Origin of the sequence: Streptosporangium sp. NPDC004379 (assembly GCF_042873875.1) — a bacterium.
Lineage (GTDB): Bacteria > Actinomycetota > Actinomycetes > Streptosporangiales > Streptosporangiaceae > Streptosporangium.
Genome location: NZ_JBIAMC010000023.1, coordinates 37,671 through 63,096 on the forward strand (window position 1 = coordinate 37,671; position 25,426 = coordinate 63,096).

The 25,426-nt window shown below is 73.4% G+C and carries 23 protein-coding genes; 11 read left to right on the top strand and 12 right to left on the bottom strand.

Features of this window, described 5'->3' with window-relative positions; translation table 11 throughout:
- Positions 1 to 23 precede the first annotated feature (23 nt).
- The 5 genes from ACFYSC_RS33670 (at position 24) to ACFYSC_RS33690 (ending at position 5,976) form a co-directional block, all read left to right on the top strand.
- Positions 24 to 464, top strand: coding sequence for an ATP-binding protein (locus ACFYSC_RS33670; RefSeq protein WP_362933771.1), 441 nt, complete (start codon positions 24 to 26; stop codon positions 462 to 464).
- Complete coding sequence (locus ACFYSC_RS33675; RefSeq protein WP_389969650.1) at positions 452 to 1,687, top strand: PP2C family protein-serine/threonine phosphatase; 1,236 nt, start codon at positions 452 to 454, stop codon at positions 1,685 to 1,687. Before ACFYSC_RS33670 ends, ACFYSC_RS33675 begins: the two co-directional genes overlap by 13 nt.
- 14 nt (positions 1,688 to 1,701) lie before the next feature.
- Complete coding sequence (locus ACFYSC_RS33680; RefSeq protein WP_389969652.1) at positions 1,702 to 2,418, top strand: MinD/ParA family protein; 717 nt, start codon at positions 1,702 to 1,704, stop codon at positions 2,416 to 2,418.
- A 282-nt stretch (positions 2,419 to 2,700) separates the two neighbouring features.
- The gene (locus ACFYSC_RS33685) at positions 2,701 to 4,002 is read left to right on the top strand and encodes an IS701 family transposase (protein WP_389969654.1); all 1,302 of its coding nucleotides are present in this window, start codon (positions 2,701 to 2,703) and stop codon (positions 4,000 to 4,002) included.
- A 45-nt stretch (positions 4,003 to 4,047) separates the two neighbouring features.
- Positions 4,048 to 5,976, top strand: coding sequence for a CDGSH iron-sulfur domain-containing protein (locus ACFYSC_RS33690; protein WP_389969655.1), 1,929 nt, complete (start codon positions 4,048 to 4,050; stop codon positions 5,974 to 5,976).
- 186 nt (positions 5,977 to 6,162) lie between these two features.
- Here ACFYSC_RS33690 and ACFYSC_RS33695 read toward each other — a convergent pair whose 3' ends face one another.
- Genes ACFYSC_RS33695 through ACFYSC_RS33705 form a run of 3 tightly spaced genes read right to left on the bottom strand, consistent with a single transcriptional unit; the run spans position 6,163 to position 11,451 of the window.
- A complete protein-coding gene (locus ACFYSC_RS33695) occupies positions 6,163 to 9,513 on the bottom strand; it encodes an ATP-binding protein (RefSeq protein ID WP_389969657.1) in 3,351 nt (1,116 codons plus the stop codon).
- Positions 9,510 to 10,199, bottom strand: coding sequence for a hypothetical protein (locus ACFYSC_RS33700; RefSeq protein ID WP_389969659.1), 690 nt, complete (start codon positions 10,197 to 10,199; stop codon positions 9,510 to 9,512). Before ACFYSC_RS33700 ends, ACFYSC_RS33695 begins: the two co-directional genes overlap by 4 nt.
- A 4-nt stretch (positions 10,200 to 10,203) precedes the next feature.
- Positions 10,204 to 11,451, bottom strand: a complete 1,248-nt coding sequence (locus tag ACFYSC_RS33705; RefSeq protein WP_389969660.1) for a DUF559 domain-containing protein — start codon at positions 11,449 to 11,451, stop codon at positions 10,204 to 10,206.
- Between the two features lie 268 nt (positions 11,452 to 11,719).
- Here ACFYSC_RS33705 and ACFYSC_RS33710 point away from each other — a divergent pair, with 268 nt between their 5' ends.
- Positions 11,720 to 12,529, top strand: a complete 810-nt coding sequence (locus ACFYSC_RS33710; RefSeq protein ID WP_389969662.1) for a class I SAM-dependent methyltransferase — start codon at positions 11,720 to 11,722, stop codon at positions 12,527 to 12,529.
- A 43-nt stretch (positions 12,530 to 12,572) separates the two neighbouring features.
- On the opposite strand, the gene ACFYSC_RS33715 is transcribed toward ACFYSC_RS33710, so the two are convergent.
- From ACFYSC_RS33715 to ACFYSC_RS33730, 4 genes are all read right to left on the bottom strand, one after another.
- Positions 12,573 to 13,748: an ABC transporter permease gene (locus ACFYSC_RS33715; RefSeq protein WP_389969664.1), complete on the bottom strand. Its 1,176-nt coding sequence runs from the start codon at positions 13,746 to 13,748 to the stop codon at positions 12,573 to 12,575.
- A gap of 101 nt (positions 13,749 to 13,849) precedes the next feature.
- Positions 13,850 to 14,701 (bottom strand): ABC transporter ATP-binding protein, encoded by an 852-nt coding sequence (locus ACFYSC_RS33720; protein ID WP_389969666.1) that lies wholly within the window; start codon positions 14,699 to 14,701, stop codon positions 13,850 to 13,852.
- Positions 14,698 to 15,942 carry a peptidoglycan-binding protein gene (locus ACFYSC_RS33725; protein ID WP_389969668.1) on the bottom strand — a complete coding sequence of 415 codons (1,245 nt, stop codon included), beginning with the start codon at positions 15,940 to 15,942 and terminating at the stop codon, positions 14,698 to 14,700. The genes ACFYSC_RS33720 and ACFYSC_RS33725 overlap by 4 nt, the downstream gene beginning before the upstream one ends.
- Positions 15,942 to 16,460, bottom strand: a complete 519-nt coding sequence (locus ACFYSC_RS33730) for a hypothetical protein (RefSeq protein ID WP_389969670.1) — start codon at positions 16,458 to 16,460, stop codon at positions 15,942 to 15,944. The genes ACFYSC_RS33725 and ACFYSC_RS33730 overlap by 1 nt, the downstream gene beginning before the upstream one ends.
- Before the next feature lie 222 nt (positions 16,461 to 16,682).
- Between ACFYSC_RS33730 and ACFYSC_RS33735 the strand changes: the two genes are divergently transcribed.
- A complete protein-coding gene (locus ACFYSC_RS33735) occupies positions 16,683 to 17,339 on the top strand; it encodes a response regulator transcription factor (RefSeq protein WP_389969672.1) in 657 nt (218 codons plus the stop codon).
- Entirely contained in the window at positions 17,336 to 18,628 is a 1,293-nt protein-coding gene (locus ACFYSC_RS33740) for a sensor histidine kinase (RefSeq protein WP_389969674.1), read from the top strand. The genes ACFYSC_RS33735 and ACFYSC_RS33740 overlap by 4 nt, the downstream gene beginning before the upstream one ends.
- A 60-nt stretch (positions 18,629 to 18,688) precedes the next feature.
- On the opposite strand, the gene ACFYSC_RS33745 is transcribed toward ACFYSC_RS33740, so the two are convergent.
- From ACFYSC_RS33745 to ACFYSC_RS33755, 3 genes are read right to left on the bottom strand one after another with little or no spacing between them, the layout of a single operon-like run.
- The gene (locus ACFYSC_RS33745) at positions 18,689 to 19,417 is read right to left on the bottom strand and encodes a hypothetical protein (protein WP_389969676.1); all 729 of its coding nucleotides are present in this window, start codon (positions 19,415 to 19,417) and stop codon (positions 18,689 to 18,691) included.
- On the bottom strand, positions 19,414 to 19,752 hold the full coding sequence (locus ACFYSC_RS33750) for a PadR family transcriptional regulator (RefSeq protein ID WP_362933743.1): 339 nt from the start codon (positions 19,750 to 19,752) through the stop codon (positions 19,414 to 19,416). The genes ACFYSC_RS33745 and ACFYSC_RS33750 overlap by 4 nt, the downstream gene beginning before the upstream one ends.
- Before the next feature lie 4 nt (positions 19,753 to 19,756).
- Positions 19,757 to 20,479, bottom strand: coding sequence for a CPBP family intramembrane glutamic endopeptidase (locus tag ACFYSC_RS33755; RefSeq protein ID WP_389969679.1), 723 nt, complete (start codon positions 20,477 to 20,479; stop codon positions 19,757 to 19,759).
- A 290-nt stretch (positions 20,480 to 20,769) separates the two neighbouring features.
- Here ACFYSC_RS33755 and ACFYSC_RS33760 point away from each other — a divergent pair, with 290 nt between their 5' ends.
- On the top strand, positions 20,770 to 21,675 hold the full coding sequence (locus tag ACFYSC_RS33760) for an alpha/beta fold hydrolase (RefSeq protein ID WP_389969681.1): 906 nt from the start codon (positions 20,770 to 20,772) through the stop codon (positions 21,673 to 21,675).
- Here ACFYSC_RS33760 and ACFYSC_RS33765 read toward each other — a convergent pair.
- Positions 21,668 to 22,039 (bottom strand): sensory rhodopsin transducer, encoded by a 372-nt coding sequence (locus tag ACFYSC_RS33765; RefSeq protein ID WP_362933734.1) that lies wholly within the window; start codon positions 22,037 to 22,039, stop codon positions 21,668 to 21,670. The two genes, ACFYSC_RS33760 and ACFYSC_RS33765, sit on opposite strands and share 8 nt — an antisense overlap.
- Before the next feature lie 300 nt (positions 22,040 to 22,339).
- Between ACFYSC_RS33765 and ACFYSC_RS33770 the strand changes: the two genes are divergently transcribed.
- Positions 22,340 to 23,629, top strand: coding sequence for an endonuclease Q family protein (locus ACFYSC_RS33770; protein ID WP_389969683.1), 1,290 nt, complete (start codon positions 22,340 to 22,342; stop codon positions 23,627 to 23,629).
- 212 nt (positions 23,630 to 23,841) lie between these two features.
- Positions 23,842 to 24,288, top strand: coding sequence for a DUF4383 domain-containing protein (locus tag ACFYSC_RS33775; protein ID WP_389969685.1), 447 nt, complete (start codon positions 23,842 to 23,844; stop codon positions 24,286 to 24,288).
- A 177-nt stretch (positions 24,289 to 24,465) separates the two neighbouring features.
- On the opposite strand, the gene ACFYSC_RS33780 is transcribed toward ACFYSC_RS33775, so the two are convergent.
- Entirely contained in the window at positions 24,466 to 25,308 is an 843-nt protein-coding gene (locus tag ACFYSC_RS33780; RefSeq protein ID WP_389969687.1) for an SDR family oxidoreductase, read from the bottom strand.
- Positions 25,309 to 25,426 lie beyond the last annotated feature (118 nt).

Consider the following 25,426-nt stretch of genomic DNA (forward strand, 5'->3'; position numbering starts at 1 on the left):
CCGCCCGCATGGAGACACTACGGGTGCCCGCGACCGTCGCCTCGCTGGCGGCGGTCGCGGAGTTCGTCGGCGGCGCCGTGTCCGTCGCCGGCCTGGGCGACAAGGACGCCTACCGGTTGCGGCTCGCCGTCGACGAACTGATCACCAACGTCATCACGCACGGCTACCCGCCCGCCTCGGCGGGTGAGATCGAACTGCACTCCTCGGTCAGCGACGGCTGGGTGCTGTTCCTCATCGTCGACTTCGGGACGGAGTTCGACCCGACGTCCGGACACCGTCCGATCCCCGTCGTCGACCCCGACGACCTGCCCGTGGGAGGGTTCGGTTTGAGCCTCGCCAGGATGAGCGCCGACCGGCTCATCTACGAGCGCGTCGGAGAGCTGAACCGGACGATCGTCGTCGTCCGCCGCTCCGGTCGCGACCTGGTCGCCCACGACGACCGCCGGGCGCCATGGATGAGCTGACGCTCCTGATCGTGGGAGGACCCGAGGAGGGCGCCGACGGCGCGACGCACGAGCTGACCGGCGCGCTGGCCGGGTGCGGCAACCGCCCAGTGCTCTCCTCGGGTCCCGAGGTCCTCGCGGGGGCGCACGACGCCCTCGAACCGGACCTCCTGCTGCTGCACGCCTCGCTGACCGCGCAGGAGGTGGCGCTGGTCGGCCAGAAGTGGCAGCACCTGCGCACACCTCCGGGGGTGCTGCTGTTCTGCGGGCCCGACCACGTCCCGCTGGACGCGCACCTGGGCCACGAGCTGGGCTTCCTCGTCCCGCCGTTCACCCCGGCGCTGGTCCGCAACCGGCTCGAACGCGAGCACCAGCGCAGGCTGCTGGTCCGCACCGCCGCCGAGCTCGGTCCCTTCCCCGCCTTCAGCTTCCTCCAGCAGGACCGTGACCTGAAGATCGGCAGGCAGATCCAGCAGGGGTTCCTGCCGCCGGAGCTGCCCTGCCCCGACGGCTGGGAGGTGGCGGCGGGGTTCGAGCCCGCCCGGGAGGTCTCCGGCGACTTCTACGACGGGTTCTCCATGGCCAACGGGCGGCGGACGGCGTTCCTGGTCGCCGACGTCTGCGACAAGGGCATCGGGGCCGCCCTGTTCATGGCGCTGGTGCGCACCCTGCTGCGGTTCTCGGCGCAGAACCCGTGGGCGGGCGGGGCCCTGGCGCCGTTCCTGCTGCCCAGCCAGCAGGTCTTCCTCAGCTCGCCCAGCATCGGCGCCCTGCCGTTGCTGTCCACCGTGCACGCCGCCAACGGCTACCTCACCGCCAACCACCTCCAGCAGGCGTATTTCGTCACGCTGTTCTTCTGCGTGACCGACCCGGGCTCCGGCCGGCTCCTCTACATCAACGCCGGGCACAACCCGCCGATCCTGCTGCGCGGCTCCGGGGGGCACCGGCTGCTCCGGACGACGGGGCCGGCCGTCGGGCTCTGGCCCGACGCCGCCTTCACCATCGCCGGCGTCACCCTCGGGCCGTCCGACACGCTCTTCCTCTACACCGACGGCGTCACCGAGGCGAGGAACGGAGAAGGGGAGCTGTTCGGCCTGCCCCGCCTGGTGCGGCTGCTGAGCGGCATGCCCGGCGCCGGGGCGGCCGACATGGTCGGCGGGACCCTCGCGGAGGTCCAGGCGCACACCGGCCGGGCGCCGCAGTCGGACGACATCACCATGCTGGCGCTGCGGAGGCGCCGGTGACGGGGATGCGGATCGTGAGCGTCTCCTCCTCGTACGGGGGGACGGGGAAGACCACGCTGGCGGTGAACATCGGGGCCGCGGCGGCGCGGAGCGGCCTGCGGGTGTCCATCGTGGACACCGCCATGCAGTCGCCCGGCCTGGCCGACGCGCTCGGCGTGCCAGCGACGTGGTCGCTGGCGGACTACCTGTGCGGCGACTGCGACATCGCGCGCGCGGCCCACCACCTGCCGACGGGGGCGGCCGGGGGCGAGGGCGCGCTGTTCGCCGTGGCCGCGATCCGCGGTCCCCAGGACGCGGCCGGCGCGCTGGTCGGAGGCTATGACCCCGGCCTGCTCGTGGAGGGGTGCCGGCGGCTGGTCGACGCGCTCGACCTCGACCTGCTCCTGCTGGACACCCCCGCCGGGCTGACCACGGAGGCGGTGGTCTGCGCCGGCATCGCCGACGTCAGCCTGCACGTGGACCGGATCCGCGGCAGGCCGCCCCTGCGGCTGTCGCCCTCGTTCCTGGTGGTCAACATGGTGCCCGTGTCGTTGGCCGAGCCCGGCATCCTGAACGAGGCCCGGTCGGTCCACGGAGACGTGCCCATGGCGGTCCTGCCGTACTCCCCGGAGCTCGCGGAGTTCGCGCTCGCCGGCGACGGGGAGGCGTTCGTCACCGCCCACCCCGAGCACGGGCTGTCCTCCCGGATCCGGGCGCTCACGCGGGCGCTGACCGGGCAGCGGCTTCCCTGAAAAAAGATTCACATCATTTGTTCATCCGGTTGTCACCGTCCGTGTCATGGACGGCGAACCGGTTCTGTTCTGCATTTCCCGGAGAATAAGGCCGGGCCGGTTCTCCGTCCGCAAGAGGGCCCAAAACAACGGAGCGCCACCCTTCTCCGGTCGCGGTGACAATCGGTGATCGATTTAGAAAATTTTTCGCGCTTCTCGACACGGACAGACCGCAGATGTACTTTGATCTGTGGCCGATCCGGCATCGGCAAGACGCACCAAAGGGCACGGAAGGGGTCACGGGTGCCGTCAACAAAACAGGGGCAAAGCCGGCTTGGATCATCGTCCCATATCGCCCCCCTGGTAAGGGAGGAGATCTTGGAGGAGTTCTGCAGAGAACTTCTGGGCTCACTGAGCCGGCGAGATCAGCGCAGGTGGGGGTGGATGTATATCCGAGGACTTCTCGTCTCCGACGGGCGGAAATCAATGCGCAGCATAGCCGCCACCTGTCGCCAGCCCGCCTCCCAGCAGAACCTCCAGCAGTTCGTCAGCAACTCCACCTGGCAATGGATGGAAGTCCGCCGTCGGCTGGCGAGGATTATCTGCGGAAATCTCAAGGTCTCCTCGTGGGTCATCTCACCGCTTGTCATTCCCAAGGCGGGCAGCAATACCGTCGGAGTTGACACACAGTTTGTCTCTCATTTAGGAAAATCTGTCAACTGTCAGCGCGCGCTCGGCATATGGCTGGCGCAGCCCGGGATGAGCTGCCCGATGGACTGGCATCTCGTCCTGCCGCCGAGTTGGGCCGACGACGCCTTCCGGCGCCGTTCCGCCGCCATTCCGTCGGATGTCAAGAGCGGCTCACCTTGGGGGATAGGTCTTGACGCGCTTGTCACGATCATCAACGACTGGGGGCTGCCGGTGCGGCCCGTCGTCCTGGACGCCCGCGAGGCCGACGCCGCGGAGGCGATCGCCGAGCTCCACCGGCTGCGCATCCCGTTCATCGTCCGGGTGAACCGCGCGACCCGGTTCACCCGCACGGGATGGGGCGACGGCCGGCGGCACGAGGAGACCGGGCAGTCGGCCGAGTCCCTGGCCAGGTACCTCAAGGAACAACGCAGGGTGGTTCAGTGGCAGGACACCGAGCAGAACGCGAACCAGGGGGTGCTGGCCGCCGCGATGCACGTCGACGTGCCCGGCGCCGAGACGGAGCCGGACCCCTCCGTCTCCCCTTTCGCGCCGGTCAGCACCGACCTGCCGCCGGGACGGCGGGCGTTCGTCCTCATCGCGGAGTGGCGCGACTCGGTCCAGGGCAGGCCCAGCTTCTGGGTGTCCAACCTCACCCGCATGTCGGTGCCGTCCCTCCTGGCCTGCGCCAACCTGGGCCGCCAGGTCTACCGGGACCAGGAGCGCATCAGCAGGCTCGTCGGCCTGTACGACTTCGAGGGCAGGTCGTTCGGCGGCTGGCACCGGCACGTCACCCTCGTGTCGGCCGCGCACGCCTTCATCGTCCTGAACCGGCTGCACACGCTGCTGGGCGAGACCCCCCGGGCCGGAGGCGCCGCCACGACAAGGAACGTGAAATCTCCTTGGCAGGAGACCTGACTCATCTCCTGACAAGAGACCTGACTTGAGGATCGAGGTCACTTGATGACGCACGACAGGCTGAGCGCGCTGCTGCGGGAGGCGTCCCGCCTCGAACACGACATCCGGAGCGGGAAGGGACCGGATCTCGGCGAGGACGTCGCACGGCGACTGCGCGACAGCGTGATCACCCCCTTACGGAGGACCGTGGGCGGGGACGGCGGGCCGGGCGGCTCGGGCGACGGTGGCTCGGGCGACGGTGTGCGCGCGGGCGGCGGCGGTGTGGACGGCGGCGGGGCGGGGGGCGATGGCGGCGGCGCGGGCGAGGGCGCCGGCGGCACGCCCTCGGAACGGCTGTGGATCCTCACCCTGGCGGCGACCGAGGAGCGGGCACGGGCCGCGGGGGAGGCGGACGCCGGGCTACAGGAGGCGACCGCCGCGCTCCAGGCGCTCTCCCTCCTGACCGCCGCCGGAAGCGGGGGCGGGGACGGAGGCGGGAACGGAGGCGGGGGCGGGGGCGGAGGCGGGGGCGGCGCGGGAAGCGGCACCGGAGCCGACGCCGCAGCCGAGCGCCTGGCGGAGCTGCGCCGCCTGATGGCCGGGGTCGAGAGCGGGATCGAGGTGGCCGAGGACGGCCCCTACCTCGCGGCCAACGTCACCCTCTACTCCTGGCTGGGAGAGAGGATCGCCACGTGCCCCCAGGTCGCCCTGTGCCGGTGCGGCACGTCGGAGACCAAGCCCCTGTGCGACGGGAGCCACTCCCGGATCGGCTTCTCCGGCGCCAAGGACCCCAAGCGGGTGCCCGACCGCCAGGACTCCTACCCCGGCGTCGGCGTGACAGTGCTGGACAACCGGGGGATCTGCGCCCACTCGGGCTTCTGCACCGACCGGATCTCCTCGGTGTTCCGGCTCGGCCAGGAGCCCTTCGTCGCGCCCAGCGGCGGGCGGGTGGACGAGATCATCGCGGCGGTGCGCGCCTGCCCGTCGGGCGCGCTGGGCCTCTCGATCGACGGCCAGGAGGCACGCGAGGTGGCCGACCCGGTCAGGGAACCGGCCGTCGAGGTGTCCAAGGACGGGCCGTACCGCGTCACCGGGGGCGTCCGCCTGACCGGTGAGGGCGGCGCCGCCGTACCGCGCAACCAGGGCGCCTCGCTGGAGCACTACAGCCTCTGCCGGTGCGGGCACTCGCTCAACAAGCCGTTCTGCAGCGGCATGCACTGGAACACCTCGTTCAAGGACCCGGTGCCGGACCCCGACGCCGAGGTCACGCTGTTCGAGTGGGCAGGGGGGCTGCCCGCGCTCACCCGGATGACCCGGCTGTTCTACGGGAAACTCGTCCCCGAGGACCCGCTGATCGGCCCGCTGTTCGCGAGCATGTCACCCGACCACCCGGTCAGGGTCGCCAAATGGCTCGGCGAGGTCTTCGGCGGCCCGCGCGCCTACAGCGAGGGGTACGGCGGGTACGAGCGGATGATCTCCCAGCACGTGGGGAGGTGCCTCACCGAGGACCAGCGGGCGCGCTGGGTGGCGCTCATGTGCCGGGCCGCGGACCAGGCGGGGGTGCCGCAGGACGCCGAGTTCCGCGCCGCCTTCGTCGCCTACCTGGAGTGGGGGTCGCGGATCGCGCTGGAGAACTCCCAGCAGCAGGCGCAACCGCCCGCGCACATGCCGGTGCCCCGCTGGTGGTGGGTGTGCGACGCCACGCCGGGAGCCCGCGTCTCGGCCCTCGCCGTACAGGAGGAGAAGGAGCCGGTGGCGCTGCCCGCCGACGGCGAGGCGGTCTCCTACGGTTCCCACATCAAGTCCCTGTTCCGGCCGCAGGACCGCAACGCCATGCGGTTCGCGTTCGACCTGTGGTCCTGCGAGGACGTGCGGACGCACGCGGAGGAGATCCTGAAGCGGCTGCGCGGCGGGACCATGCCGTGTGACGGGGCGTGGCCGGCCGAGTGGGTCACCGCCTTCGAGCGGTGGGTCGAGACCGGCATGGCCGAGTAGGTTCCGTTCTCCGGCCCCCTGAACGCCCCGCACGGCGGAGATCCACGGAGTGGAACCCGGGGGCGCCGCTCCGGCGGGCGCGTCCCCGCGGCCCGGGAGAGGGTCCGCGGGGACGCGCCTCGTCCCGGAGCCGGCCCGGCACCCCGAGCGAAAGGCACGGGCGCGCCTCGACGAGGGGGCCGGCTCTCAGCCGCTCGCCCTGGCGATGACCTCCTCCGCCGTGAGCGGGGCCCTGGGGTGGTGGGTCAGGCACATCGGGACCCGCGTCTTGCTGAACGCCCTCCCCTCGGGGGCCAGGTAGAACTGGCCCGCCGTCAGGCGGGAGACGTCGGTGACCTGCCCGCCCTTGGTCCGCGCCATCTCCTTGGCCGCCTCGATCTGGGCGGGGGCGTTGAGCAGGCCGAAGAACTGGGTCGCCGCGTTCCCCGGGACCTGGTTGTGCAGCCCCTTGGGCGCCTGGGTGGCGAACACCAGCCCGAGCCCGTACTTGCGCGCCTGGGCGGCCAGCACCAGCGTGCTCCGCGTGCAGGGGGTCATCGCGCCCGACGGCGCGAAGGTCTGGGCCTCGTCCATCACGAACAGCCCGCCCAGCGGGCGGTCCCCGGCCGGGTGCCTCCTGATCCAGGCGAACAGCGCCAGCTGCAGCTGGTTGACGAACCCCTGCCGCTGTTCGTCCGACTGCAGGCCGACGAAGCTGATCACCGACACACGCGCCCGCCTGCCGGGCGGCGGGGTGAGCAGGACGCCGGGATCGGCCGGGGTCCCGGCGCCGGCGAACAGCGGGTCGTTGACCATCGCGGCCCTCAGCGTCTGGGCCAGGCCGGCGGCGATGCGCCCGGCGTCGCCGAGCCCGCTCACCCCGTCGGGCAGGTCCGCCAGCAACTCGACGAGACCCGGCAGGCCCTGACCGCCCGCGCGCCCGTAGTGCGCGACGGCCTCCCGGAGGACGGCCTGCCCGATCAGGGCCCCTTTCGCCTTGGAGTCGAGCTTGGCACGCGGCACGAGGGAGGAGACGGCCGCGTCCACCGCGGCGGTGAACTCGTCGGCGTCCCCGGCGACGGCCGCGAGGTCGGGGAGGGGCTGGAAGCTGAGCGGCCGTCCGGCGACCCGGCCCGGCGTCCAGACGACGACGTCGGTGGCGGCGAGGTACTCCGCCGCCTTCTCCGCGTCCCCGGGGCCCCACCGCTCCGGCGGCTCCGGCCAGCCGTCCCCGAGCCGCGCCAGGTCGTTGTTCGGGTCGAGCACGATCGCAGAGACGCCCTGGAGCGCGCACTCCTCGACCAGGCGGCGGATGAGGACGGTCTTGCCCGAGCCGGAACCGGCGAAGACCACCGCGTGCTTCCTGAGCGCCTCCAGTTCGATCCCGACGGGCCGTCCCCCGAGGACGGCGACCCCGAGCGGGATGTACGGCACGCCGGCCCCGGCCCCGGCCCCGGCCCCTGGGACCATGCTCCCGCCTACGGGTCCGTCGGCCGCGGTGACCGTCGCGGGGGCGGTGGCCGTCACGGGGACGGTGGCCGTGAAGCCGGTCGCGGGCCCGGCGGCCGCGGCGACTGGCACGCGAGCGGTCGGATCTCCGATGGCCGGAGTCTCGACGATCACGGATTCCGGGACTCCGGGACCGGCGGTCACGAGGGCCGGGGACATGGGGCCGGTGGTCATGGGGCCGGTGGTCATGGGGCCGGTGGTCACGGGAGCCGGGGCCGGTGGACCGGTGTGCGCGGGCGCCGTCCCGGCGTCGTCCAGGGCCTCGGCCAGCAGCCCCACCTCCCGGGCCGGTCGCCGGGCGGCGAGCCAGGCCCGCAGGTCCGGCGGGTTCTCCGCGTACAGCTCCCGCAGCGCGGCCAGGATCCTGAGATCCTCCTCGTCCACGTCCAGCACCCTGCCGCCCGCCCGCTCGAACTCGGCGAGCGCGGCGACCGTACGGGGCCCCTTCGACCAGGGGATCCCGCGCAGCACGAACAGCCGCCTGCGGGGGACCTCCGCGGTCAGCCCGGCCATCACGGCGGCGGCGCGCAGGCGGCTCAGCGCGGCCACCGGGTGGGGGGCGGCGATGGCGCGGAACGCCCAGTGCGCCTCGTCCTCGGTCTCCTCGTCCAGGGTGAGCCGGAGGCGGGCGTGCAGCGGCGGCCTCTTGCTGGGCGGCGGATCGACGCTGAACCGTCGCCCGGCGTCACCGAGCCCGTCGATCCACGCCGACAACCCCGCCGCGAGCAGCGCGGGCATCACCGCGTCCTCGACGTCGGCGTCCAGCGCGTCGAGGACATGAGCCTTCTGGCGCAGCTCGGCGAACCTGGCCTCGATGCCGGTGAAGTCGTGGCTCCGCCGTACGGGCTCCCGATGCGGAGTCCCGGTCCGGTCGAGCCGGTCCAGCTCGCGCACCTCCTGGTCGACCACGCACCCGGTGACGTGCTCGTCGATCCTGATCAGCAGCTGCCGGGGGGTGTACTCGCCGGCGTCGTCGAAGGCGGCCGGCCGTACGGGCCACGTCGGGTGGGGCGGGGTGAAATCGAGCTGGGCGAACCGGGCGGCGAACCGCTTCTCGACCAGGGCGCGGGCGGTGCCCGCGTCGGGCAGCGGCTTGAGGTCCGGCATCGGCCGGAAGCGGTCGCGGGCGGTGTCGGTGGCGTACTTCTCGATGAGGTCCCAGGTGTGCGGCAGGCAGGAGACGACGGTCAGGGTCCTGCGGGTGACCTCGCGCAGCGCCATCAGGCCGCCCGCCACCTGGTCCGCCACGATCAGGTCGCGCCAGTCGTGCACCGCCGTGCTGTCACCGGAGATCGCGGACTGCGCGACGAGGACGTCGATCTGGTCGACGGCGATGACGGACGGCCCGGTCAGCGCGAGGAGACGGGAGAGGTCCCTGACGATCTCCTGCGGCGTCTTCGGGAGCCGCCGGATGCCCCAGGCCGCCCGCCCGCCCGGCTCCTCCTCGGGCAGTGCCTGAAGGAACCCCTCGCCGACGTCCTGCGCGCGGTGGTCGGCGCCCGCGCGCAGGACGAGGGCGCGCAGGGTGTCCTTGGCGTCCTTGCCGACGTGCGGGTTGAACCGGCGCAGCGCGTCGGCGAAGGCGTCGAGGCTTCCGGGTGTCACCCCGCGGTTCCCGATCACCTCCCGCCGGACCCCGCGCGGCACGTCGGCCAGTTCGGTCAGCCGCCGCAGCAGGACCTTGAGCTGGCTCTCCCCCTCGTCACCGTCCCGTGAGAGGCCGTCCAGCATGGACAGCAGCGTGCTCTCCCAGAAGGTCCGCGCGTCCAGCAGGCCGACCAGGAAGAAGTAACCGCCCTCCCGCTGGATCCGCTCACGGACCCAGCCGAGCAGGTGGGTCTTGCCGGTGCCGCGCTGCCCCCGGAGGACCAGGCCGATCGGGCTGGTGGCGCCGCCGCGGACCACGTCGGCGAGCCCGCCGAGGATGCGGCGCTCCACCACCGGGTTCAGGGCCTCGACGTGGAAGGACGAGGGGCTCCAGACGTCCTCCGGCCCCTCGGCCCAGTTGAACCTGAGCGCCTGGAGGGCCTCCAGCTCCCGGCCGCTCATCGCGCCCCGATCGAGATGAGGTGCTTGTCCTGGTCGCCGATGACCACGGCCGCGGCCCTGTCCTCGGGGGTGAGCGTCTTCTGGTTGTTCTCCGGCACGATGCTGACCTCCGGCAGGTGGATCATCCCCTTGAGAGCGCGGTCCACCTCGTCCCGCGTGAACCCGCCGAGCAGCGGCCGCAGCCGCGCCAGGCCGACCCTCGCGCCGGGCCGGGGGGCGAGTTCGGCGTAGGCGGCGCGGATGCGTTCGGTGACGTCCGCCTCCCCGGCGGGAGGTCCGGCGCCGTCCGGTGCCTCCTCCAAGGGGCCGTCCTCGTCGCCGCCCGGGTAGAGGTCGCTGCCGGGGTGGAAGAAGTCGGCCGGCGCCTGCCCGGTCCGCGTCAGGAACCGGCTCAGCCCCGTCAGCAGGACGCGGCACATCGCCCCGGCCGAGCCGCTGGGCAGCGGGATGCCCGCCTCGATCATCTCCCCCATCCGGGCCCAGCCGTGGTCGGTCAGGGTGTGGACGAAGGCGCGGCCCTGCTTGCGGCTCTCGACGAGCTTGAGGTCGTTCAGCTTCTTACGTGATTTCCCGTCGAGTTTGAGGCCGTAGCGCTCCTGGAGTTCGGGGTTGGAAATCCCCTCCGTCTCCGCCATCAGCACCACCAGCACCGCCATTTCCGGAAGCTGGAATTCTTTTTCGGTCATGTCCTCATCCTTCTGACGGGCCACGGCGGGCTTGGAGGAATTTCTTCAGCTCACGCAGTACGGAGGGCAGGTCGTTCATGACGCGGTCGTTGTCGAAACGCAGGACCGCGTAGCCGTCGCCGCGGAGCCGCGCGTCCCGCGCCCGGTCCCGGGCGCGGTTCTCCGGACCGCGGTGCTCCGGGCCGTCGAGCTCGACGACGCAGCGCTCCGCCCGCCACAGCAGGTCCACCCGGATGGGGTTGAGCAGCGGCCCCGGCTGGTACGTCTGGTTCCAGGCCCGCCCCGCGGCCCAGGCGCAGGAGCCGAGCGCCCGTTCCAGCGCGGACTCCACCGTGCTGCCCGGGTGCGGCCGCCCCTCGGCGGAGGATCCGGCCGGTCGCGCGGGCCGTACGGGCGCCTCCCCCGGACCGTGGAACGGGGAGAGGCCCGGAGCCGACACGGACCGCGCGGGTGGTGTGGGCCGTACGACAGGCGCGGATCGTACGGACGGCGCGGGTGATGTGTCCCATGACGGGTACGGTCCCCGGTCCACGGTCACCGCCGGGACCCTGCCCGGGGACCCGGGGCTCGCCCCGGTGATCCAGAACCCCAGGTCACCATGACGGATGAGCCATTCCCCGGCTTCCACCAACCTCTCCTCCCCGGCGAGGGAGAGCCGTTCGGGGACCCGGACGAGGACCGCCGTGCGCGGACGCCCGAAGCTCGCGGCGTACGCCAGGGCCAGACCGGCGGCGCGCACCTCGGCGGGCGTCCGGTGAGGATTTCGGAACGTTCCATCGATCAGAGAACGCGCGGCGAGATCGGCCAGGAAGGGGACGAGAGCGCGCCTGCCGGACGCCATCCGCCCGGCGAGCTCCCGTACGGCGAGCACCGCGGCGCCTCCCGCGCCGCCCACGCCCTCGGCGCCGGGCGGCCAGGCCGGGAAGAGGGCGACGACGGCCCGCTCAAGCTCGTCGAGGACGGCGCCGACGATCTCACTCGCGGTTCGCGCCTCGTCGACGAAACGACCGGCCCGTTCCCCACCGGGAAAACGACCGGTCCGTTCCCGCTCGGGGAAACGGGCGGTCTCGGGGAAACGGGTGATCCGTTCCCCGTCGGCGGCGCAGGTGATCCGTGCCTGGTCGGCGGAACAGGTGAGAACGGCGGGAAGTCCTTCGGGGAGCGCGTCCGCCGCCACCTCCACGGGCGCGGAATCCATCCGGCGCACCCGGACGACATGTCGCATCGGCACTTCGGTCCACGACTGCGCCACGCCGTTTTCCTTTGACATATGGACGCTTCGACCTTGCCGAGGTTAAGGGAGCGAACACGGTTACGCATGCGTTTTCAGTGAATTGTCACGGAAATTCCGCAGGTTCCGCTTCTGCGGTCCGGTGGCCGGCTCTCACGCCCCATGACCGGCGCCCCCGCCCGCGGAACCGCACCGCGCCGTGTCGTCCGTACCGGCGAGCCGGGGTGACCGTCACGGACGGCGTACGGGAAACCGTGCGTCCGTGAGAAGGCGGGCGTACGGTGAACCCATGCCGAAGGCACGCCTTTCCGGTGCGGAGGCCACCATGCTGGCCACGCTGTACTGCAGGGCCCTGGACGCCCGGTCGCCGCGTCCGATGCTGGGCGACACGCTGGCCGTGGCGGCCCTGCGGGAGATCGAGTTCGACCCCGCCGACACAGGGGTCCGCCGCGGTGACCACGTCACCATCGCGCTCCGGGGCAGGTTCCTCGACTCCTGGACCCGCGACTTCCTCGCCGGCCACCCCGAGGCGACCGTGCTGCACCTCGGTTGCGGCCTGGACAGCCGGGTGCACCGCGTCGATCCCGGTCCGGGCGTGCGGTGGTACGACGTGGACCGGCCCGCCGTGATCGATCTCAAGCGGGACCTCTATCCCACGCGCGACGGCTACGAGCTGGTGGCCGCGTCCGTGACGGACCCCGCCTGGCTCGCGGAGGTGCCCGCCGACCGTCCGGTCCTCGTCGTCGCCGAAGGCCTGACCATGTATCTGGAGGAGGACGAGGGCCGGGCGCTCTTCCGGCGCGTCGTGGACCGCTTCCCCTCCGGACGGTTCGTCTTCGACGGCTTCAGCAGGCTCGGCGTCCGGATGCAGCGGGCCAACCGGATCGTCCGGAAGGCCGGGGCCACCCTCCACTGGGGCATCGACGGCTGCGCGGAGCTGGAGACGATCGCTCCGGGCCTGCGGTGCACGATGTCCATGAGTGTCTTCGACGACCCCGGATACACCGGGCTGAGCCGGGGATACCGGGCGCTCGTGGCGTCGGCCCGGCTCCTGCCCGTGATGCGGCGGATGTCGGTCTACTACCGGCTGGACTTCTGAAGGGCGGCTCCTCGGGTGCGGATTCCCAGGTGAAGCTCCCCGGCTACGGCGTGGCCAGGGCCTCCGTCGGGGAGAGGCGGGAGGCGCGAACCGCCGGATAGAGGCCTGCCAGCGCGCCGATGACCAGCGTCGCCGCCAGGCCGCCGGCCACCGTCCAGGCCGGGACCACCGCCGGCCAGCCCCGGTACAGCGCGTAGCCCGCGGTGACGCCGGCCCCGATCAGCGCTCCGCCCGCCCCGCCCAGCACGGACAGCAACAGCGACTCGGTGAGGAACTGCGTGCGGATCTGGCCGCGGGTCGCGCCGAGAGCACGCCGCAGCCCGATCTCCGCACGCCGTTCCAGCACCGAGATGACCATGGTGTTGGCCACCCCGACCCCGCCGACGAGCAGCGCGACCGCGCCGACCCCCAGCAGGAGCCCGGCGAACGCCTGACCGGCGACCTGTTTGGCGACGAGTGCGTCGGAGGGCCGGGAGACGTCGATCTCGTTGGGCGCCCGCGGGTTCGCCGTGGCGGCCAGCACCGCGCTGACATCCTTCAGCCCCGACTCCGCCGAACGGGTGTAGAGGATCGTGGGGTGGCCGTCGAAATCGAGCGCCGACTCCGCCGCCGGCCAGCCGACGAGCGCCGCGCTGTCCAGTTCGGCGGCGAGCGGCACCGGGTCGAGGACGCCGACGACCGTGAACCGCACGCCCCCGATGACCACCTGGGTGTCCGGTCCCGCCCCGGCGACCCCGAGCCGCCTGGCCGCGGTCGCCCCGAGCACCACGGCCGGATGGCGCTGGGTGGCCTCGTTCAGCCAGGTGCCGCTGCGCACCGTCGCGCCCACCGTCGTGAGCAGGTCGAGGCGGGAGGCGTAGGCGGAGATCCCGCCCGTCTGCGCCTCGGGGATCTCCTCGCTCCGGTAGACCTTGGCGGTATCGACATATCCGGCCGCGGAGACCGACTCCACCGGCCCGATCCGCTCGACCATCGCCTCGGCGTCCAGGGGCATCTCGGCCTCCTCTCCCAGGAGGGTCCGTCCCGCCGAGACGGTGAGCAGGTTGGTGCCCAGCGCCGAGAGGCGGCTGTCCAACTCGGCTCCCGACGACGACGAGATGCCGACCACGCCGATCATCGCCGCGATGCCGATGGCGATGCCGAGCGCCGACAGCAGCGCCCGCGCCGGGCGGGTGCGCAGTCCGACCGCGCCGACCCGCGCCACGTCACCGGGCCGCATCCTGGCCGGGACCGGACCGGGCCGCTCCACAGGGCCGGAGCCGGGGCGGGCCGCGTGGCCAGAGCCGGGCCGCTCCACGCGGCCGGGGGCGGGAGCCATCATCACATCGCCCCCGATCCGGCGTGCCGCCGCCCCGGACCGGCCCCACGACCCGCGTCACCGCCCGTACGGTGGCCCGAGCCCGAGCCCGTGTCCGAGTCCGAGTCCGTGTCCGTGTCCGTGTCCGTGTCCGTGTCCGTGTCCGTGTCCGTGTCCGTGTCCGTGTCCGTGTCCGTGTCCGTGTCCGTGTCCGTGTCCGGAACGGGGACGACCCGGCCGTCGCGCATCGGCACCCGCCGGGGCAGCGCGGCGGCGATCTCCCGGTCATGGGTGATGATCACGACGGTGGTACCGGAGGCGTTGAGCGCGCGCAGCAGCTCCATCACCCCGGTCCCCGAGACCGAGTCCAGCGCGCCCGTCGGCTCGTCGGCGAGCAGCAGCGGGGGATCCCCGGCCACGGCCCTGGCGATGGCGACGCGCTGCCGCTCGCCGCCGGACAGCTCGTGCGGCTCGTGGCCGAGGCGGTGCCCCAGCCCGACACGTTCCAGGGCGGCCGCGGCCCTGCGCCGCCGTTCGGCGCGGCGGAGTCCGCCGTAGAGGAGACCGTCGGCCACGTTGTCCAGCGCGGAGACCCCCGCGGCCAGATGGAAGTGCTGGAAGACGAAGCCGATCCCGGTCGCGCGCAGCGCGGCGAGCCGCCGGTCCGGCAGCCTCGACACGTCGTACCCGTCGATGCGCACCTCTCCGGAGGTGGGCCGGTCGAGCGTGCCGATGATGTTGAGCATCGTCGACTTGCCGGAGCCCGAGGGGCCGACGATGGCGACGAGCTCGCCGCGGGCGATCTCCAGGGACACCTCGGCCAGCGCCGTGACGCCGTCGGCGTAGGTCTTCGACACACCGGTCAGTGAGATCATTCCGGCATCCCCACGGTCATGCCCTCGGCGAGGCCCTCACCGGAGACCTCGACGCGGCCGCCGGCGAACAGCCCGGTCCGCACCGCGACGTGGCGGGAGACGGAGCCCTCGACCACCTCGACGCCGAAGCCGCCCTCGCGCAGCGCCACGAGCGCCGCGACGGGTACGGCGAGCACGTTCCTCCGCCGGGAGGCCGTGAAGGTCACGTCCACCGCCGCCCGGTCGAGCCCTTCGGCGGCCCGACGCCCGTCGAGGGAGACCAGCACCTCCAGCTCGGTCTCCGGCTCCGCGTCCCGCCCCTCCCCCGGGACGATGACCGTGGAGACCTCGGTGACCCGGCCGCCCACGGTGCCGCCGCCGGGCAGGGCGACCGACACCTTCGTCCTCTTCCTGGCCATCCGCTGGTCCTCCGCCTTCAGCCGCACCGTGACCACCTTGGCGGTGCCGGTGTGGGAGAGCACCTTCCGCCCGGGGGCGACGGGCTGGCCGGCCTGGACGTCCAGGCTCTCCACCCGGACCGCGGACGGGGCGAAGACCACCCGGCCCAGCTCGACCACGCCGGTCCCGGCGAGGCCGCGGTCCTCCTGCCAGCGCGTGACCGCGGCGGCGGTGGCGGAGGTGTACTCGTCGTCCACCGTGAAGCCGTCATAGCCCAGCGCCCTGAGGTTGCGTTCCAGGCTCTCGACGTCCGGTCCTTCGACGCCCGGCCGCAGATCGCGGTACGCCGGGGGCGAGCCGTACATCAGCACCACCGGGTCGTCGTCGATCCGGTACAGCGAGCGGCCCCGGGTGATCCGGGCTCCGCTGTCCGGGAGCCAGGTGACCGTGCCCGGCCTGCGGCTCACCACCGCGGTGGCGGGTCCGTAGCCGAGTTCGCCGTCGGCTTCGCGCGTTTCCTGGAGCGTCTCCCTGGTCACCACGGCGGTGGCCGGGGGGCGGGCGGCGGCCGCCGTACCGGTGGCGCCGCCTCCGCCGGGCCGGCCCGCGCCGTTCACGGCCACCGCGGCGCCGGCCAGGACGAGCCCGAGAACCGGCAGTACGGCGAGCCGCCCGCCCCGGCGGCGCGGCCGGGCGGCGGTGGTGGTCGCGCCCGGTCCCTCCCCGAGACCGGCGCCCGCGCCGGGCCCCTCGCCCGGGACGGTGTCCGCGCCGGTCCCCTCCCGGAGAACGGTGTCCGCGCCCGGTTCCTCGCCGGTGGCGGTGGTCGCGCCCGGTCCGTCGCCGGTGGCGGCCGTGTCCATCAGGAGCCGCCCGATTCCAGCTCGCACCTGCGCTGGGCGGCCGGGAAGTCGGGGTCCTCGGCGAGCTTCTTGTCGAGCCGTATGCCATCCCCCGGCTCGGGGTCGGGGAAGTCCGGAACACCGTTGTCCCGCATGCACCGCGCGAGCCGGCGCAGCTTCTCGGACGCGTCGGCGCCGGCCGCTCCGGTGCCGCCCGCCGGCTGGAACTCCCTGCACGCCTCCACGGCCTTCCTCACGGTCCCCCTGTCGCCCGCGTCGCCCCTGATCAGGACGGGCCTGCCGGGCTGGGGGTCCTCCATGGGGACGCCGTTCTCCCGCATGCACCGGGCGAACCTGACGTTCCGCTCGTCCTTCCCCATGGTGGGGGCGGCCTGGCGGGCGGCGGGCGCGTCGGTGGCGGCCGTGCCCCCGCCGTTCGCGGACGCCACTCCTGGACCGTCGTCGCCGTCCGCCGCGCAACCGGTGAGAGTCAGGGTGAGCGCCAGCGGGACCACCGCCAGCGCGCCGGGAAATCGCATGTCGTCCTCCTCGCCGGAGCCGGCGTCTCCGCGCCGGCCATCCGGGATGCCGGGTGTGTTGGGAACGTCCGCCTCCGGGGCGGAGCGTTCGACAGCAGATGCAACAGCGAGGCGCGTTTCCGGGCCGTTTCCATCGGCCCCGGGCGGCAGGCGTTAACGCCGAGCAAACATCGCGTGCGCCACCATCTCCCCCGTAGGCGACGAGAGGGGCGCGAGACCGCGATGCGGGTGCTGGTGGTGGAGGACGAACGCGTGCTGGCCGGCGCGATAGCGGAGTGGCTGCGCGAGGAGGCGCACGCGGTCGACACCGCGCACGACGGCGAGGCCGCGCTGGAGCGCATCGCGGTCAACGACTACGACGTGGTCGTCCTCGACCGGGACCTGCCGCTCGTGCACGGTGACGACGTCTGCCGTGAACTGGTCGCGTCGGAGTCGACCACGCGGGTGCTGATGCTCACCGCCGCCGCGGAGATCGGCGACCGGGTGACCGGCCTGTCCCTGGGCGCCGACGACTATCTGGCCAAGCCGTTCGCGTTCGCCGAGCTCGCCGCCCGTGTCCAGGCGCTGGGGAGGCGCTCCCGGCCGGCCGCCCCTCCGGTCCTGAGACGGGGCGGGATCACCCTGGACCCGGCGCGGCGGGAGGTCTTCCGGGACGAGCGGTACATCCCGCTCTCGAAGAAGGAGTTCGCCGTCCTGTCCGAGCTGCTGCGTGCCGACGGGGCCGTGGTCTCCTCCGAGCGGCTGCTGGAGAAGGCGTGGGACGAGTACGCCGACCCGTTCACCGGCGCGGTGCGTCTCACCATCCTCAAGCTCCGCCGCAAACTGGGCGAACCACAGGTCATCCGTACGGTGCCGGGCTCGGGATACCGGATCGCATGATCTTCCGTACGCCGCCGCGCCGGTCGCCCACGCTGCGGGCCCGGCTCACCCTCGTCTACGGCGCCGTCTTCCTCGTCGCGGGGCTGACCCTGCTCGGTGTCACCTACCTGCTGTTCGACCAGCAGCTTTCACAGTCGTTCGACGACCGGTACACCTCGGCCGACGGCCGACAGCGGCGGATGCTGCTGATCGCCAAGGACGGCGACGTGCTGACGGGCCCGGTGGCGGAGCAGTGGCTGCGGGAGCAGAAGGACAGGCTGAACGACGCGGCCGTCACGTCGCTGCTCACCCAGGGGGCCGTCGCGCTGGCCGTGGTCGGCTCCGCCGCGACGGGCCTCGGCTGGGTGATCGCCGGCCGGGTGCTCGCCCCGCTGCGCCGCGTGACCGAGACCGCCCGGCGCATCGCCGCCGCCCCCGTCGCCGACCACGGCCTGCACGAGCGGATCGCCCTGCGCGGGCCGGGGGACGAGGTGAAGGAGCTCGCCGACACCTTCGACACCATGGTCGAGCGGCTCGACCGCTCCTTCGACGGGCAGCGCAGGTTCGTCGCCAACGCCTCGCACGAGCTGCGCACCCCGCTGACGCTCACCCGGGCCCTCGTCGAACTCGCCATGCACCGCAGATCCGCCTCGGCGGACGTCGTACGGCTGGGCGAGAGCCTGCTGGAGATCAGCGCCCGGCACGAGCAGCTCATCTCGGGGCTGCTGCTGCTGGCACGCACCGAGCACGAGATCGCGGACCGGTCGCCGGTGGACCTGGCCGACGTGGTGTCCCACGTGGTGACGCAGACCGCCGTGGAGGCGGAACGGGCGGGGGTCACCGTACGGGAGGCGGCGGGCCCCGCGCCCACCCGGGGGGACGCCCTGCTGCTGGAACGGCTGGTGCACAACCTGGTCGAGAACGGGATCCGGCACAACGTCGGCGACGGTTCCGGCTGGGTGCGGGTGACCAGCCGTACGGTCTCCGCCGGGCACGTGGAGGTGGAGGTCGGCAACAGCGGGCCCGCCGTACCGCCCTACGACGTCCCGGCGATCTTCAAGCCCTTCCGCCGGCTCGGCGCCGACCGCGTGGTCACGGCGCGGAGCGCGGGGCTGGGCCTGTCGATCGTCCGCTCGGTGGCCCTCGCCCACGGCGGCGACGTCACGGCCCGTCCCCGGGAGGGCGGCGGCCTGGTCGTGACGGTGGTCCTTCCCCGCGACGCGGACCTCGCCGCGGACGCCTCCGGGGTGGGGACGGCCGGCGGGATCCTTCCCCATGACGCGGAGCCCGTGTCCCACCGTCCCCGCTGACGGCCCCGCCCGCGGTCTCTCAGGCGGATTCCGCGACCCGGACAGCCGCCGGGCGGACGGTCAGCGGCGGCGGGCGAGCCCCCACAGGGCGAGGGCGGCTCCCGCGACCACCCCGACGCCCGTCGCCGTGCCGACGGCGAAATCCGCGCCGTCGTCGCCGCCGAAACCGCCCCGCACGGCCCATCCGGCGGCGATCACGAGGAGCAGCCAGGCCGCCAGGAGCAGCAGGAACCGCACGCTGAGGAACAACCGTCCGCCGGGCGCCGGGGGCGGTGAGCCGATCTCGGCCGCCGGGCCCGCGGAGGCGGCCCCGGGGCGCTTGAAGTACTCGTAGAGGAACCAGGTGCCGCAGGGCTCCCAGCCGTCCGGGGCGAGCCGTTCGGTCACGGCGCGCCTGCCCTCGGGCCACACCGTCTCCCGGCGGTACTCCCAGCGCTGCGGCCGCTCGGGGTCCCGGTGGCTGACGAACATGCCGCGCCGGTCGACCCGGTCGACCTCCCAGCCCTGCCCGCCGAACTCGTTGAGGCGCCGCTCGTCGGCGAAGATGTCGGCCGTCCACGACCAGCTCTCCCCGGCGGAGGCCGTCCGGTCGTCCCCGCCGGCCGCGTCGTCCCCGGTCACCCCGCCGAGGCTGTCGGCGAAGGCGGCGACGGGGCCGAACTCCTCCTCCGGGGCGGCGCCGCTCTCCGCGACGTGCCCGGCCAGCTCCTCGATCGTGGAGGCCACCCGCTCCGCCGGGACGCCCCTGTCGCGCAGCAGCGCCGCCAGCGCGTCGAAGTAGTCGCTCATCCGGCTGCTCCCTTGGTCAGCATGGCCCGTACGGATTCGTCGAAGGCGAGCCACAGCCCGCTCTGCTCGGTCAGCGTCTCGCGGCCCCGTTCGGTGAGCCGGTAGTAGCGGCGGCCCGGACCGCGCTCGGTGACCCGGAACTCGGCGGCGAGCAGGCCCGCCTCCTCCAGCCGGTTGAGCACCGGGTAGAGGGTTCCGCCCTTGATCTGGCCCAGCCCGGCCTCGGCGAGCGTCTTGGAGATCTCGTAGCCGTAGCTCTCGCCCTCGGTCAGGCTGGCCAGCACCAGCAGGTCGAGGACGCCTTTGAGCCAGCTCGCACGTCGGTCGGTCGCCATGGCCTCATCCTCGCACGGTAGCGATGCCATCTAGCGTGTCACGCCTACCGGCCGGGGTGAGGAGCAGCGAGCGGATGTCGGCGACGGCGTGCAGGACGATCGGGAGCAGCAGGCTGCCTGTATTGAGGTACAGCAGGGTGAGGCCGAGCCCGGCCACCGCCACCATGGCCATGCCCCGCCACCCCTGGTAGAGGTGGCCGGCGACGAACACCGCGAGCGCCAGGCCGGCGGCGACGGGAAGGGGCAGGCCGAGCACGCTCGTGCCGAGCGCGATGAGCAGCCCCCGGTAGACGATCTCCTCGCAGATCCCGGCGCTGACGGAGAGCGCCACGGCGCCCCGCCGCTCGGCCGGGGTGCGCGGCAGCATCGCCCGGAAGGCGGCCTGCCCGGGCACCGGCCTGCCCGCCCTGGTCATCCGGACGGTCACCAGCACGACCACCGCCGAGGCGATCGTGAGGCCGACCAGCATCCCGGCGGTGGTCTCCGCGTCGGCCGGGAGGACGAAGCCCACCCCGGCGAGGTCCAGCTCCGGGGACAGGCCGACGACCAGGAGCGCCGTCGCGGCCAGCGCCCACAACTCCGCCGTCCACGCGGTGAACATCCGGACCAGGATCCGCCCGTCCCGGTCGCGCTCGCGCTCCAGACGCGCGTAGGAGCGCCTGCCGAGCCAGGGGCTCACGAGGGCGAGGTGGACGACGAGGGCGGCGGCGAGCACCAGGGAGGGCATGGGGATCCTTTCGTTGCGTGTGCCACCTAGAAGATAGAACAACCTAGTTAGAAATACTACCTAGGTAGATGGACGACTTTTCAGGCCGGATGGGGACCCGCCCGGTCCGTGGGGAAGACTCGGCATGGATCTTCGTCGGCCGGGCTCCGCCCCGTCCCGGACCGCTTCTCCGCACCGGACCGGCCCCGCACCGGACGGGGCCCGCGCCGGACCGGCCCCACACCGGAGGGGACCCGCGCCGGAGGGGACCTGCGCCGGACGGGGATCCGCGCCGAACAGGAAGGGACCGCATGCCCGAGACCACGCCCCCCGCCCCCGCCTTCCGGACGCCCGAGGCCGGGAGGCGCTTCGCCGCCGCCTACGCGCGCGTCCTCGCGCGATGGCCCGCCGCCACCGAGGAGATCGACGTCCGCTCGGAGTACGGCACCGCCCGGGTGCTGGCCTGTGGGCCCGCCGACGCGCCCCCGCTGGTGCTGTCACACGGCGGCGGGGCCACCTCGGCGGTGTGGTTCGCCAACGCCGCCGCCCTGGCCTCCGCGCATCGCGTCTACGCGATCGACCGGATCGGCGAGCCGGGACACGGCGCGCGGGGCGACAGGCCGATCCGCGACGAGGACGACCTGCTCGACTGGCTGGAGGCGACGTTCGCGGGTCTCGGGCTCGACCGCGCGGACCTGTGCGGGCACTCGTACGGGGCCGAGATCGCCCTCGCGTTCGCGCTGCGCGCGCCGCACCTGGTGCGCCGTCTCGCGCTCCTCGACCCCACCCGGTGCTTCACCGGGTTCAGCCCGCGCTACCTGCTGCGCGCCCTGCCGACGCTGCTGCGCCCGACGCCCCGGCGGGTGCGCGCCCTCACCGCCTGGGAGTCGGGGGGAACGCCCGTGGACGAGGACTGGCTGGAGCTCTACGTCTCGGGTGCGACGGACCTCCCGCGCCCGAAGATCATCCCCATCCGCCGTCCGGACGCCGCCCTGCTGTCGGCCTCGGCCGTGCCGACGCTCGTCGTGGCGGCGGAGCGCAGCCGGGCGCACGAAGCCCGCGCGGTCGTCGCCGGTGCGCGGCGGCTGATGCCGCACGCCGGGACGGCCGTGCTGCCGGACGTGTCGCACCACGGGATCCCGACCGAGCGGCCCGAGGCGCTGAACCGCCTGCTGCTGGAGTTCTTCGCCCCCGAGGACCCCGAGGACCTCACGTAGGGTGGGCGATCGTCGAGAGCAGCGCGTTCTCGGCCTGGCGCGAATCCAGGCGGGTGTGCTGGACCACCACGGGGACGTCGCTGCGGAGGACCGAGGAGTACGGCGTGTCACGCGGCACGGGCTCGGGGTCGGTCAGGTCGTTGAACCGCTGGTGCACCGTCCGCCGCGCGGGCACCGTCACCCGGTACGGCCCGACCGGCTCGCGGTCGGCGAAGTACAGCGTGATCTCGACGTGCGCGTCCTCGTCCGCCGCGTTGAGTATGCACGCGGTCTCGTGACTGAGCATCTCCGGCTCGGGGCCGGTGCCGCCGGAGGGGATGTAGCCCTCCGGGATGGCCCATGTGGTGGTGCCCACCGCCGTCATCACGCCTCCTGCCCCCGCATCCGGCACGCGTCCGTCGCCGTCCTCGCCGCTCTCCGGACCTCCGTGCGTCCGGCGGACCTCTGCGTCCGCCGTCACCCCCGGCCATTCCCGGTTCGCGCGCGTGTGTACCCCCCGTCACGCAGGGAAACGACTCCGCATGACCCCTTTGACGACGTACGGCCGCGCCTCCCGGCCCGGTTCCCCCCGGCACGGCCGCGGCCGCCGGCCCGGTTCCCCCCAGCCGACCGGGTCCGCCGGGCCGTACCCGGGCCCGCGCGTCCGGTGAAGGGACGGTCACGGATGCGGTTCCACTCCGACCTGCACATGCACTCGAAGTACTCCAGGGCCTGCAGCGGGGACAGCGATCTCGAACACCTGACGTGGTGGGCCCGGCGCAAGGGCGTCACGCTGATGGGCACCGGCGACCTGACGCACCCGCTGTGGTTCGAGCGGCTGCGCGAGAGCCTCGTCCCGGCCGAACCCGGGCTGTTCCGGCTGCGCGAGGAGATCGATCGCGACGTCTCCCGCACGCTGCCGCCCCGCCTGGCCTCCGCCGAGGTGCGCTACATGCTCTCCACCGAGGTCTCCACGGTCTACCGGCGGGGCGACCGCACCAGGAAGATCCACCACCTGGTGTACATGCCGGACTTCGCGGCGGCCGAGAGGTTCAACCGCGAGCTCGCGAAGGCCGGGAACCTCGCGGCCGACGGCCGGCCGGTCCTCGGCCTGGACTCCCGCGACCTGCTGGAGACCGTCCTGGACAGCGGCGAGGGCGCCTACCTGGTGCCCGCCCACGTCTGGACGCCGTGGTTCGGCGTGTTCGGCTCGAAGTCCGGCTTCGACACCGTCGAGGAGTGCTACGGCGAGCTCTCCGGTCACATCTTCGCGCTGGAGACCGGACTGTCCAGCGACCCGGCCATGAACTGGCGGGTCTCCGCCCTCGACCGCTACCGGCTGGTCAGCCACTCCGACGCCCACTCACCGCCCATGGTCGCCCGCGAGACCACGGTGTTCGAGACGGACCTCGACTACTTCGCCGTCCTCGAAGCGCTGAGGACCGGCGACGGGTACGCCGGAACCGTCGAGTTCTTCCCCGAGGAGGGGAAGTACCACGTCGACGGGCACCGGAAGTGCGGCGTCCGGATGACCCCGAGGGAGACCCGCGAGCGCGGCGGACGGTGCCCGGTGTGCGGCAGGCCGCTCACGGTGGGCGTGCTGAGCCGGGTCGAGGACCTGGCCGACCGGCCCGAGGGCGCCCGCCCGGACGGCGTGCCCGGCTTCCGCAGCCTCGTCCCGCTGCCGGAGATCGTGGGCGAGATCCTGGGCGTGGGGCCCAAGTCGAAGAAGGTCGCCCGGGAGATCGACGACCTCACCGCCACCCTGGGTCCCGAGCTCGCGATCCTCCAGGACGTGCCGGTGGACGACATCGCGGCCTGCTCGCCGCCGCTGGCCGAGGCGGTCGGGCGGCTGCGCCGCGGCGAGGTGATCCGGGATCCCGGCTACGACGGGGTGTTCGGCGCGATCCGGTTCTTCCGGCCCGGCGAGCTCGACCGGGTGACCGCCGAGGCCGCCGCCCCGACGCTTTTCTAGCCTCACCGGCTCCGGGCTCCCGCCTCCTGGCCGGGGGCCGGGGGCCTGGGCTCCCGGCCGTGTCCCGGGCTCCGGGTCGCGCTCGGGGCTCTCGGGTCACGGCCCGGAGCTGGAGCTGGAGCTGGACAATCGTGATCAAAGCAGACGAGTGCACCGGCGTACCGGGGGTAGCACGGCGATTCCAACGCGAAAGCACCGTGGAGGCTTCAAATATGAGCACACCCCCCGCACGCACGCCGGTCCAGCTCGCCGCGCTCGTCGTCGGCGTCGTCTTCCTGCTGGTCGGCGTCCTGGGCTTCATCCCGGGCATCACCACGGGCTATGACGGCATGGAGTTCGCCGGCCACCACTCCGACGCCATGCTGCTCGGGATCTTCGAGGTGTCGATCCTGCACAACATCGTGCACCTGCTGTTCGGCGTCGCCGGCATCCTGATGTCGCGCACCCGGCCCGGCGCCCGCAACTACCTCATCGGCGGCGGCGTCGTCTACCTGCTGCTGTGGCTGTACGGCATGCTGGTCGGCCACGACAGCGCCGCCAACTTCGTCCCGCTCAACAGCGCCGACAACTGGCTGCACCTGATCCTGGGCATCGGCATGATCGCCCTCGGCTACCTGCTGTCGCGCCGCCACCACCACGCCTCCACGGCGACCCGGTAAGCACGCCCGCGCTCCGCGGCGGTCCCGCGGGGACGGCGGTCCCGTCCGGCCCCGGCCTCTCCAAGGCCGGGGCCGGACGCGTGTCCGGAGCCTGCCGCACGTTCCGGGGAGCCCGGAGGACCCGCCGGCGAAGGCCGACCCTCCGGGCCCCGGACCGGCGGACCCCGGACCGGCGGATCAGCCCTGGCGCCAGTCCCCGGACTCCAGGGCTCCGGCCGCCTGCGGGCCCATGAGCCCCAGCCCGCCGTCCACGAAGACCGACGAGCCCGTGACGTAGGACGCCGCGGGGCTCGCCAGGAAGGCGATGACGGCGGCGACCTCCCGGGCGTCGCCGGGGCGGTCGATCGGGTAGCCGGGGCGGCTGCCCGGCTCAGGCGGCTGGTCGTCCTGGCCGGTCATCGGGGTGGCGATCTCCCCCGGTGCGACGGTGTTCACCGTGATCCCGTACGGTGCCAGCTCCAGCGCGAGCACGCGGCTCAGCATCCGCAGTCCGCCCTTGGCCGCGCAGTACGGCCCCGCGCCGACGCGCGGGTGCTCCTCGTGGACGCTGGTGACGTTGACGATGCGGCCTCCCCGGCCGGCGGCGACCATGCGCCGGGCCGCCCGCTGGGAGCACAGGAAGGCCCCGTCGAGATCGACCGCGATCACCGACCGCCACCGCTGGAAACCCATCTCCAGCAGCGGCTCGCTGCTGCCGGTCCCGGCGTTGTTGACCAGGACGCCGAGGCCCCCCAGTTCCTCGGCCAGCTCGTCCACGACCGCGGCGGCCGCCTCCGGGTCGGTCAGGTCGTGCCGGCGCACGGCCGCCTTCCGGCCGTGGCCGCGCACCTCCTCGGCGGTCCCCTCCGCTCCCTTCTCGTCGGAGTGGAAGGTGATCCCCACGTCGAAGCCCTGCTCGGCGAGGGCCACGGCCGTCGCCCGGCCCATGCCGGAGTCGGCTCCGGTGACGATCGCCACCCGGTCGTAGTCGCCGCCTCCCGGGCGGCCGGACGGGGATCCCGCCTGTGATGTTCCGGCCATCGCCGTCTCCTCTCCGGACGCACCCCCCGGCGCCCCTCTTCGAGGCGCGCGTACCCCCTGGTGGGAGCCCTACTCGTCCCGGGGCGGCCGGCCGCCCCGGAGCGGTGCGAGGGTCACC